Here is a 10,757-nt window from a genome sequence, read left to right on the forward strand (position 1 = left end):
TTCTACAAAAAAATAAAATGAAAAATATATTAAATAGATTAATTAATCACGAGACACTTTCAAAGGAAGAAGCTAAGAATGTATTAGTTAATATTTCCAACGGAAGTTACAATACCAGCCAGATTGCTTCATTCTTGACTGTTTATATGATGAGAAGCGTTAGCATCGACGAACTCTCTGGATTTCGTGAGGCTTTATTAGATTTGTGTATTAGAATTGATTTATCAGCATACAATACCGTGGATTTATGTGGAACGGGTGGAGACGGAAAAGACACCTTTAACATATCTACTTTAGCGTCTTTTGTTGCTGCAGGAGCAGGAATCAAAGTCGCTAAACATGGTAATTACGGTCTCTCTTCGATTTCAGGATCCAGTAATGTAATGGAAAAATTAGGAATCAAATTCAGTAATGAATCGGACTTTTTAGAGCGCAGTATTGATCAAGCTGGAATTGCAATTTTACACGCTCCTTTATTCCATCCCGCGATGAAAAATGTAGGTCCGATTAGAAAAGAATTGGCGGTAAAAACCTTTTTCAATATGGTTGGTCCAATGGTAAATCCATCCTTTCCTCAAAACCAATTAGTAGGCGTTTTCAATTTAGAATTGGCAAGAATGTATGCGTATTTGTACCAAAACACAAACACAAATTTTACCATTTTACATTCGCTTGATGGTTATGATGAGGTTTCACTTACTGCACCAACAAAGATGATTACTAGCAATCGAGAAGGTATGCTGAATCCAGAGGATTTTGGTGTTTCACTTTTGACGCAAAGCCAGATAGAAGGCGGAACTACTATTGATGAATCTGCGCAAATGTTTATTAATATCATATCTGGAAAAGGAACTGAAGCACAAAATAACGTGGTTTGTGCCAATGCAGGAATGGCAATTGCAACGGTGACAAAATGTACTCCTTTAGAAGGATTTCAAATAGCAAAAGAGAGTTTACTGTCTGGAAAAGGACTTTTATCTTTGAAGAAATTACAAGAATTGAGTAGATAAATACAAATTAAGAAGCTGAGTGCTTGCAGGATAAAAATTTGAACACAGATTACACAGAATAAAAAATTAGTGTCTTTGCGCCTTAGTGGCAAAAGAAAGATTAAAAGAATTCCTTAGCAGTAAAAACAAATATGAATATACTTGACAAAATAATTATCGACAAAAAAAGGGAAGTCATTCTCAAGAAATCAATCATTCCAATTACTCTATTGGAAGCATCTATTTTCTTTGAAAAAAAGACTATTTCTTTGAGTAAAAGTTTAAAAAATAGCACATCAGGAATTATTGCGGAGCACAAACGTCGCTCTCCTTCTAAGGCAGAAATCAATTATAGTTTTACGGTCGAAGAAGTGGTCAAAGGATATGAAGAAGCTGGTGCTTGCGGAATTTCAGTTTTAACTGATGGAAAATATTTTGGTGGCTCGTTAGATGATTTACTTTTGGCTAGAGCCTCAGTAAATATTCCACTTTTGCGAAAAGAATTCATCGTTGACGAATATCAAATACTAGAAGCAAAAGCACACGGAGCCGATTTAATTTTACTAATTGCTGCAGTTTTAACTCGTGAAGAAATAAAATCTTTATCTGAATTTGCAAAAAGTTTAAATCTTGAAGTTTTACTAGAAGTGCATAATCAAGAAGAATTAGAAAAATCGATTATGCCAACATTAGACATGATTGGAGTTAATAATAGAAACCTAAAAACATTCGAGGTAAGTTTAGATTTCAGTAAACAGCTTGCTTCTCAAATTCCAGATGATTTCGTTAAAATTTCTGAAAGTGGTATTTCGTCAATTGAAGCGATTAATGAATTAAAACCTTTTGGTTATAAAGGTTTCTTGATAGGAGAAAACTTTATGAAAACGGATAACGCAGGAAAAGCTGCTACGGAATTTATTAAAAACTTAGATAAAAAATAAATACAGATTTAATCTGTTGCACTTTCTTTCAAATTAAAAATGAAAAGTAATACAAAACATCAAGATACTTCGGCTCCCTCCCCCTCGGGGAGGGCTGGCGTGGGCATTAAAATCTGCGGCATGAAATATCCTGAAAATATACTCGAAGTAGCATCGCTTCTACCCGATTACATGGGATTTATTTTTTGGGAAAAATCAAGTCGGTATTTTGATGGTATCATTCCAGTTCTACCCAAATCTATTAAGAAAACTGGCGTTTTTGTGAATGAAACTATAGACGAAATTTTGGCGAAAGCCAAAAAACATGATTTACAAGCCCTTCAGTTACACGGTTCAGAGTCTGTTTCATTTTGTTCTGATTTGAAAAATAGAATGCACACTGAAATCGAAATAATAAAAGTGTTTTCAGTTGCAGATAGTTTTGATTTCGAACTTTTAAAACCATTCGAAACCGTTTGTGATTATTTCCTTTTTGACACTATAGGAAAATTACCGGGAGGAAACGGAACAACATTCGATTGGAAAGTATTGGAAAAATACCCCTCTACTAAACCATTTTTTTTAAGTGGTGGAATAGGAATTGACGAATTAGAAAGTGTACAAGAAATATTGAAAACAAATTTACCTATTCATGCCATTGACGTCAATAGCAAATTTGAACTAGAACCCGGATTAAAGAATGTAGAATTATGTAAAGATGCGATCATTCGTATCTCAAATATAGAACAATAAAAAGAAAAAATCATGTCATACCACGTAAACGAAAAAGGCTATTACGGAGAATTTGGAGGCGCCTTCATTCCTGAAATGTTGTACCCAAATGTCGAAGAATTACGCCAAAACTATTTAAAAATAACAGCCGAACCTGAATTCCAAGCTGAATTTGATGCTTTGCTAAAAGAATATGTTGGACGACCAACTCCACTTTATTTTGCAAAACGTCTATCGGAAGAATACAACACTAAAATCTATCTAAAAAGAGAAGATTTGTGTCACACGGGAGCGCACAAAGTCAATAATACCATTGGCCAAATCCTATTAGCAAAACGATTAGGTAAAACCAGAATCATTGCTGAAACCGGTGCAGGACAACACGGTGTTGCAACCGCTACTGTTTGCGCGCTTATGGGATTAGAATGCATTGTGTACATGGGGGAAGTCGACATTAAGCGTCAAGCGCCAAATGTAGCACGTATGAAAATGTTGGGCGCCGAGGTTCGTCCGGCAATGTCAGGATCTAAAACTTTAAAAGATGCTACTAATGAAGCCATTCGCGATTGGATTAATAATCCCGTTGATACGTACTATATTATTGGCTCCGTTGTGGGACCGCATCCTTATCCAGACATGGTGGCGCGTTTTCAAAGTGTAATTTCTAAAGAAATCAAAGAACAATTATTAGAAAAAGAAGGCCGCGAAAACCCGGATTATGTGGTTGCTTGTGTTGGTGGTGGTAGCAATGCTGCCGGAACCTATTACCACTTTCTTGATAATGAAGACGTAAATATAATTGCTGTCGAAGCTGCTGGTTTAGGCGTTCATTCTGGCGAAAGTGCTGCTACATCAGCCTTAGGAAAAGTAGGAGTTATACACGGTAGTAAAACATTGTTGATGCAAACTACTGATGGACAAATCACAGAACCTTACTCTATTTCTGCGGGATTGGATTATCCAGGAGTTGGTCCTATGCACGCGCATTTGTTCGCTACAGGAAGAGCACAATTTGTGTCTATTACTGATGATCAAGCCATGCAATGGGGAATCAAATTGTCTAAAATGGAAGGATTAATTCCCGCTATAGAAAGCGCGCATGCCTTTGCTATTCTTGACGAAATGAAATTTAAACCTGAGGACATCGTAGTGATCAATCTTTCGGGCCGTGGCGACAAAGATTTGAATACTTATATCGATTATTTTAAATTATAAAAGTCTTTTTTGGGCGTTTCCCCGCTTTCACTAGCGTTACAGCGTCGGGCGGGCTTTCCGTTGCAATCTTTTCCTTTTTTAAGTAAAAAAGGAAAAGGATTTACACTGCAATCCCTTACGCAAACCCCATAAAACAACTTAAATAGTTTTCAAAAACTTGATTATTTTAAACAAATAAATTCTCTTTAAAACCTACTAATGCAAAAATTGGTCAAAGAGCAGAAAAAAATATAAAATGAACAGAATAAATAAAAAATTACAAGAAGCCAAAAAGATATTTTCCATCTATTTCTCTGCTGGATATCCTAATTTAAACGATACTGTCCAAATCATTCAAGATTTAGAAAAAAATGGTGTCGATATGATCGAAATTGGTTTGCCTTTCAGTGATCCTTTAGCAGATGGACCCACGATTCAAGCCAGTTCAACACAAGCGCTCCATAACGGAATGACCACTCAGGTTTTATTTGACCAATTAAAAGACATCCGAAAAACAGTTTCCATTCCTTTAGTAATTATGGGATATTTCAATCCGATGTTACAATACGGAATTGAAAATTTTTGCCAGAAATGTGCAGAAGTTGGTATAGACGGATTAATCATTCCTGATCTTCCCGTAGACGTTTATGCTGATGAATACAAAGCAACTTTTGAAAAGTACGGATTAAAAAATATATTTCTCATTACGCCACAAACTTCTGTAGAGCGCATTAACTTTATTGATAGCGTTTCTGATGGATTTATTTATATGGTAAGTTCAGCAAGTGTAACAGGATCTCAAACAGGTTTTGGTGCGGAACAAGCTGATTATTTTAAACGCATAGCTGACATGAACTTGAACAACCCACAAGTAATTGGATTTGGAATTAGTGATAAAGAAACCTTTAACCAAGCCACACAATATGCTAAAGGCGCCATTATAGGAAGTGCTTTTATCAAACATTTAACTGAAAATGGAACGGGAAAAATTAAAGAATTTGCAGAAGAGATAATTTAAATTTTATTTTTTTGATAATTAAAAACGGCATTTAAAATTTGTTTTAAATGCCGTTTTTTATTTATACACCTAGCAATATTTTTATTATGGTATAATTGTGTGAAAGTAAATTTGTAAGAAATTATTTTATATATTTGAAATAAAATAATGTATTAGCTTTCCATACTTATCTATCTAGATTTTGGATTATATAAATCTAAAGGTCAGAAAGGAAACGGAATATATTCATCTGAATTTCTGAAAATTAGCAAAAAAAACAATCTGGTAGAAACTTACAAATGTGCGATTGACTATCAAGATTATGACTATTTACTACAAGATGACTCAATTGTTCAATTTCAAATGGATGGTGAAGATTTAAGATATGCTTTCATTCAAAATCCATACAATTTTGTTTCAAAAGAAGAATATCTTCAAGCGATTTATATGCCAGATGAATTGATAGAAATGAGTGAGCATTTTTCGCTAGATGAATTAGTTGACGAAAATGATTATGAACAATTTCTTAACGAACAACTACTTAACTCTGTTTCAAACTATTTTAGATATGATTGTGCGCCAGCTGGATACTTTCCTCTAATTCATTCGTATTCCCATATACATGTCGGGCCCAATGAAAATGTAAGAATACCTACATCAATAATACTCACTCCGCGAAAATTTATAAAATTTTGCATTAGAAATACATATTATGACAAGTGGAAAAGCTTTTGTAAAGAAAATGAACAATTTATAAAAGACGTAATTAAATTTAAAAATGATTGTAGTCTTTTGCCTGCTGATAAATGGAGTGATTTGGAAAAAAATGAACTTTATTTGTCGTAATATAACTACGCACAACAGCTAAGGGTTAGTTGGACTTGAAAAGCCAACAATGAACCCGCGCTTGAATCCTCCACGGCGGAAAAGCTGGAAACGATTAAATGCCGCCAACACTATGGAGTTATCGTAAAATGAGTAGAGAGATCACAAGAGGCTAAAATGCCTCTTTTTTTTTATACTAAAATAAGAAAGGTTTTAATCATGTTTTACTTCTCTTTAAATTTCGACGTTAAGCAAAAAATAAAAATAACACGAATTTCCAGTTCATTCTAAAGATTGTTTTATTTAAAACTAATTATCAGTAAATCAAGTGCAATTCAAAAAGCAAAACCCAACTATTTAAATTTTAAATAGTTGGGTTTTTTATAAAGAGACAATCGAAGTAATCTAAATAACTACATTATCTTTTACCTTATTTAAGAACTCATGCAAATACTTATTAAATTCTTCTGGTTGTTCCAAGTTGGAAACGTGTCCTGCACTTTGAATAACTTGTAGAACAGAACTTTTAATATTTTCATGCATAAATTGAGACTGCGCAACAGGTGTTAATTCATCTTGTGCACCACAAATAATTAGTGTTGGAATCGTTATAGTTCTTAAAGAGGAACAACTGTCTGGGCGTTCCGCTAAAGCAGTTAAACCAGCAGTAATTATTCTAGTTGAATTAGCAAAGACTACTTCGCGCAAACGGTCTACAACTTCAGTTTTATTTTGTAATGAATCGGGGTGAAATACGCTTTTTATAAATTTCTCATTAAACTCAGTTGCTCCATTCTGCTTGATCTCTTGAACTGTTTTCATACGTTTTTCTTTCGCTTCAGCGCTATCAGCTATACATTGCGTATCGGCTAAAATTAAAGCCTCAAAACGCTCTGGAAATCTTTTAACAGCATTCAAAGCAATATAACCTCCCATTGACAATCCGCAAACAATTGCTTTTTCAATATTCCTTCTATCCATAAATGCCACTAAGTCATCCGTGAATAAATCAATACTTAAGTCTGTTTCTTCATCTGTTGATTTTCCAAATCCTCGAATATCGATTGCTATCGTACAGAACGAATCTTTCAAACTGTCTATTTGCTCTTTCCACATCGATTTATCAAACGGAAATCCGTGTAGGAATAGGATTGGAACAACTCCTTCACCAGCATAATTATAAGATAGTGACATGCTATTTACTTCTTCAATTAAATCCGAATTTGCACTAGTCGCACCACTTACCTTAACCGATTCAAGCACTTTTTCAGTATGGCTTTCCTCATATTTCTTTACTAAATTCACTAGTGAATCGTAGTATTTACCTAAATTTATTTCTGGATCTTCTTTAGCTGGAATCGTTTCTGTGAGTTCATTCAAGTGCTTCAATAGCTCCGGATAATTTTCTCTAATTTTTTCAGTTATTTTTAAAATCTTTTCGTTCAACGCTTTTTCAGTAGACATACTTTTGTATTTAAAAATTATTAAGTAATTAACTCCTTATGAAATATAAAATCAGTTAATTTTAAAGTTTTGATGCAATTCTCATTTTAGCGGCTTAATTAAACCGCGACATTTAAGAAGCATCCTTCTTTGTAAAAATAACGATTTCATATATAGAAAGTGTTATATAGTTAATGCATAAGCTTATACAATACACATATTTAATTTTTTAAAAATTAAAAAAAAGATAAGTTATAGTGAGAAAAAAAACTTTAAAAAAAGTTGCTAAAAGATATTTTGATGTCTACGTCCAATTATAGATCAAATATTAAATAGATTTTACTTTCAACTATTTCAACTCTTATTATTTATTAAATCTTATTCCATCTTTTATAAATGAACAAATAAAATTCTTTATACAATTACTTCAATTCGTTACATATCAGCGGCCTTATAATTTACCTGGTTATATTTTTCGTAAATTTGAGTTTAAGGAGCATTTTTTTAGACATCCATTTTCAAGTGACGAAATTCTACAGTTACAAAAATGATAGCCTGAAAATCCATATCTATTTTAAAAAAAAGTGCTGCTACTAGAACTCTTAAAAACAGCAAAATGAAAATTCCAATTTATCCTTTAAAATTTGATCCCATATATCAGTACCGACTTTGGGGAGGTCGGAAATTAGAAAATTTATTATCAAAACCCTTACCTGCCGATGAACCCATAGGTGAAGCTTGGATATTAAGCGACCGTAAAGACCATTCAAGCCAAGTACTAGAAGGTGATTTAAAAGATATTACCATCACAACTTTAATGGAAGAGTATCGATATGAAATAATGGGCAAGAATGGATTAGATTATGATCGTTTTCCATTACTACTTAAATATCTAGATTGTAAAGAAGTATTGTCTGTGCAGGTGCATCCTTCTGATAATCAGAAAGACTTATTACCAGACGGCGATACAGGCAAAACAGAAGCTTGGATCGTACTTGAAACTACGGACGATAGTATTATTTATGCGGGATTGAAAGAAGATACCACTAAAGAAAATTTACTAGAATCTATTAAAGATAAAACTGTTGCAAACCGACTGCACAGTTTTAGTCCTAAAAAAGAAGATGCAATCTTCATACATTCAGGAACTTTTCATACTCTTGGTGGAACTGTAGTTTTTGAAGTTCAAGAAAACAGCGATACAACCTTCCGATTGTACGATTGGGATCGTATTGATGCAAAAACTGGAAAGCCACGAGAGCTTCAGGTAGAAAATGCGATGAAAAGCATAGATTTTAAACAAGGTGAAGTTGAACCAGTAATTCCAGTGGTAGATTCAGCTATTAAAAATGCTGAAATACTTTTTGACAATGATCATTTTAAACTTTGGAGAATAAAAAATAGAGAGGCTTTTACCGTTGGCTTTAAAGATGAGCCAGCCGTACTGGTTTGTATTGACGGGAAAGGAAGTCTGAATTATAACGATCAGGAATATCATATTGCTAAAGGAGAAGTTATGTTGATTCCAGCGATTATCGGTCAATTGAAACTTCATCCTGAAGCTGATATAACATTGTTCCAAATTGCGATTCCCGATAAAAAGTTTATTTAAAAGGCCCTATTCCACTGCTCACCAATTAGAAAGATTTTATAATGAAAAAATTAATAATATTTGACTTAGACGGTACACTCGCAAAAAGTAAATCTGCTATTGATAAAGAAATGGCAATCCTTTTTCAAGAACTGATTGAAGTATCTCAAGTAGCTATTATATCTGGTGGAGATTGGCCACAATTTGAAAAACAGGTTTTAGATCAATTACCAATAAAGTCACTACTTTCAAAACTTTCGATACTTCCGACTTGTGGAACTAAATTTTATCAATATGATACGAAATGGATAAAACTGTACGAAGAGCAATTCTCTGATGATGAGCGAAAAGAAATTCTTTTAAACCTCAACGCTGCAATCAAAAACTCAGGTATTGAGATAAAAAAAACTTGGGGAAACCAAATTGAAGATCGCGGTAGCCAAATCACTTTTTCTGCTTTGGGGCAGGAAGCACCTCTTGAAGAAAAAAAAGAGTGGGATAGCGATTTTGAAAAGCGCAAGAAAATAGTGCTGCCTCTTCAAAAATTATTAAAAGATTTTTCAATAGGAATGGGAGGAACAACTTCGATAGATATTACTAAACCAGGAATTGATAAAGCATATGGAATTGCAAAACTTAAAGAAATTTTAAAAATAGATATTAATGAGATGCTATTTATTGGTGATGCATTATTTGAAGGAGGAAATGATTATCCCGCGAGAATAACTGGTGTCAAATGCATCCAAGTAAGAGATCCAGAAGAAACAAAAAGAATAATAGAAACAATTATTGCTTGTTCAACTATAACTATATAAAAACTCAAAATACAATGATCCCATTTAAACTTAACCGCATTTGTACCATTATGGAACCCGAAGAAGGAAATGAATATGAAGTAGAAGGTGTTTTAAATCCGGCTGTAACTCGTGGCCCAGACGGTGAATTATATATTTTTCCAAGATTAGTTGCGAAGGATAATTACTCTAGGATAGGAATAGCTAAAGTAAAATTTAATGCTGATGGCGATCCATTTAAAGTTGAACGTTTAGGAATTGCATTAGAACCGGAGATGGATTATGAGAAACGTCCTGATGGCGGTGGCGGATGTGAAGACCCAAGAATAACGTATGTAAAATCTGTTGAAAATTACATAATGACGTACACTGCTTATGGACCACAAGGACCCCGAATTGCAATGGCTAAGTCAAAAGATCTTTTGAGTTGGGAACGATTAGGGTTGGTTTGCTTTAGTTTATATAAGCCTCTCGATTTTAATAATGTAGATGATAAAGATGCTAGTTTTTTCCCGACGGATCTTCCCAGCCCACACAATCACACCTCTATTGCGATGCTACACCGTCCGCTTTTCCCAGAAACTATTCCTGAAAAAACTGTTAAACTTGACGATAATCGACCGATAGATCAGCACAGAGAAAGCATATGGATTTCCTATTTTAATTTGAAAGAGGGCCAACAAACTTGTCTAGAACATGCCCAATTTACTTCTCATTATTGTTTAGCGCAACCCATGTATCCCTGGGAAAATTTAAAAATTGGCGCTGGTGCACCTCCTATTTTAACGAAACACGGTTGGTTAATGATTTATCACGGTGTTAGAAAACATAGTGGATGTACTGACGAACGGCCTCGATATACTTATTCTGCTGGCGTTATGGTTTTAGCTGAGAACTCACCTCAGGAAATAATTTACCGTTCGCCAGAGCCGATATTGGTGCCCGAATTAGATGATGAAACAATTGGAATAGTGGGTAACGTAGTTTTCCCAACAGGAACTGATAGAAGGGACGATATTGGTCAGCCAGAGCGTATCGACGTTTACTACGGAATGGCAGATAATCGTATAGGCGTAGCAAAAATGACAATACCTGAAGAACTTCCCAAATACTGGAAGAGCTTATAAATAAAACAATATAATGGAATTAAATTCATTATTTGTAATTTTTAAAGTACTAAGTAATGGTTAAAATTTAATGTCGTATTTTGTTCCAAAATTAGTCAGGACAAAATTTAATTTTTCTTTGAGGTTTTCGAATGATTTATAAGCA

Annotated in this window: 10 protein-coding genes; 9 read left to right on the forward strand and 1 reads right to left on the reverse strand. The window is 33.9% G+C overall.

All coding sequences use genetic code 11. From position 1 onward, the window contains the following. Positions 1 to 17 precede the first annotated feature (17 nt). From trpD to RCH19_RS05280, 6 genes are all read left to right on the forward strand, one after another. A complete protein-coding gene (gene trpD, locus RCH19_RS05255; protein WP_343022339.1) occupies positions 18 to 1,010 on the forward strand; it encodes an anthranilate phosphoribosyltransferase in 993 nt (330 codons plus the stop codon). Positions 1,011 to 1,141: 131 nt separating this feature from the next. Beyond that, the gene (gene trpC / locus RCH19_RS05260; protein ID WP_343022340.1) at positions 1,142 to 1,930 is read left to right on the forward strand and encodes an indole-3-glycerol phosphate synthase TrpC; all 789 of its coding nucleotides are present in this window, start codon (positions 1,142 to 1,144) and stop codon (positions 1,928 to 1,930) included. Between the two features lie 120 nt (positions 1,931 to 2,050). Continuing rightward, positions 2,051 to 2,662 carry a phosphoribosylanthranilate isomerase gene (locus RCH19_RS05265; RefSeq protein ID WP_343022348.1) on the forward strand — a complete coding sequence of 204 codons (612 nt, stop codon included), beginning with the start codon at positions 2,051 to 2,053 and terminating at the stop codon, positions 2,660 to 2,662. Between the two features lie 12 nt (positions 2,663 to 2,674). Further along, on the forward strand, positions 2,675 to 3,856 hold the full coding sequence (gene trpB, locus RCH19_RS05270; protein ID WP_343022341.1) for a tryptophan synthase subunit beta: 1,182 nt from the start codon (positions 2,675 to 2,677) through the stop codon (positions 3,854 to 3,856). 235 nt (positions 3,857 to 4,091) lie between these two features. Beyond that, positions 4,092 to 4,853: a tryptophan synthase subunit alpha gene (gene trpA, locus RCH19_RS05275; RefSeq protein ID WP_343022342.1), complete on the forward strand. Its 762-nt coding sequence runs from the start codon at positions 4,092 to 4,094 to the stop codon at positions 4,851 to 4,853. Positions 4,854 to 5,114: 261 nt separating this feature from the next. Beyond that, entirely contained in the window at positions 5,115 to 5,678 is a 564-nt protein-coding gene (locus tag RCH19_RS05280; protein WP_343022349.1) for a DUF2290 domain-containing protein, read from the forward strand. Between the two features lie 384 nt (positions 5,679 to 6,062). Here RCH19_RS05280 and RCH19_RS05285 read toward each other — a convergent pair whose 3' ends face one another. Then, positions 6,063 to 7,121, reverse strand: coding sequence for an alpha/beta hydrolase (locus RCH19_RS05285; RefSeq protein WP_343022343.1), 1,059 nt, complete (start codon positions 7,119 to 7,121; stop codon positions 6,063 to 6,065). 595 nt (positions 7,122 to 7,716) lie between these two features. Here RCH19_RS05285 and RCH19_RS05290 point away from each other — a divergent pair. Genes RCH19_RS05290 through RCH19_RS05300 form a run of 3 tightly spaced genes read left to right on the forward strand, consistent with a single transcriptional unit; the run spans position 7,717 to position 10,612 of the window. Next, positions 7,717 to 8,712: a type I phosphomannose isomerase catalytic subunit gene (locus tag RCH19_RS05290; RefSeq protein WP_343022344.1), complete on the forward strand. Its 996-nt coding sequence runs from the start codon at positions 7,717 to 7,719 to the stop codon at positions 8,710 to 8,712. A 41-nt stretch (positions 8,713 to 8,753) separates the two neighbouring features. Beyond that, entirely contained in the window at positions 8,754 to 9,506 is a 753-nt protein-coding gene (locus RCH19_RS05295) for an HAD-IIB family hydrolase (RefSeq protein ID WP_343022345.1), read from the forward strand. Between the two features lie 14 nt (positions 9,507 to 9,520). After that, a complete protein-coding gene (locus RCH19_RS05300) occupies positions 9,521 to 10,612 on the forward strand; it encodes a hypothetical protein (RefSeq protein WP_343022346.1) in 1,092 nt (363 codons plus the stop codon). The last annotated feature ends 145 nt before the right edge of the window (positions 10,613 to 10,757 follow it).

This window comes from Flavobacterium sp. PL12 (genome assembly GCF_039123485.1).
GTDB classification, from domain to species: Bacteria; Bacteroidota; Bacteroidia; order Flavobacteriales; family Flavobacteriaceae; genus Flavobacterium; species Flavobacterium weaverense.

Excerpts from the sequence above, each read along its gene's own strand:
- trpB (WP_343022341.1), top strand. The coding sequence starts at position 2,675 with ATGTCATACCACGTAAACGAAAAAGGCTATTACGGAGAATTTGGAGGC.
- RCH19_RS05265 (WP_343022348.1), top strand. The coding sequence starts at position 2,051 with ATGAAATATCCTGAAAATATACTCGAAGTAGCATCGCTTCTACCCGAT.
- trpA (WP_343022342.1), top strand. The coding sequence starts at position 4,092 with ATGAACAGAATAAATAAAAAATTACAAGAAGCCAAAAAGATATTTTCC.
- RCH19_RS05290 (WP_343022344.1), top strand. The coding sequence starts at position 7,717 with ATGAAAATTCCAATTTATCCTTTAAAATTTGATCCCATATATCAGTAC.
- trpD (WP_343022339.1), top strand. The coding sequence starts at position 18 with ATGAAAAATATATTAAATAGATTAATTAATCACGAGACACTTTCAAAG.
- RCH19_RS05295 (WP_343022345.1), top strand. The coding sequence starts at position 8,754 with ATGAAAAAATTAATAATATTTGACTTAGACGGTACACTCGCAAAAAGT.
- RCH19_RS05300 (WP_343022346.1), top strand. The coding sequence starts at position 9,521 with ATGATCCCATTTAAACTTAACCGCATTTGTACCATTATGGAACCCGAA.
- trpC (WP_343022340.1), top strand. The coding sequence starts at position 1,142 with ATGAATATACTTGACAAAATAATTATCGACAAAAAAAGGGAAGTCATT.
- RCH19_RS05285 (WP_343022343.1), bottom strand. The coding sequence starts at position 7,121 with ATGTCTACTGAAAAAGCGTTGAACGAAAAGATTTTAAAAATAACTGAA.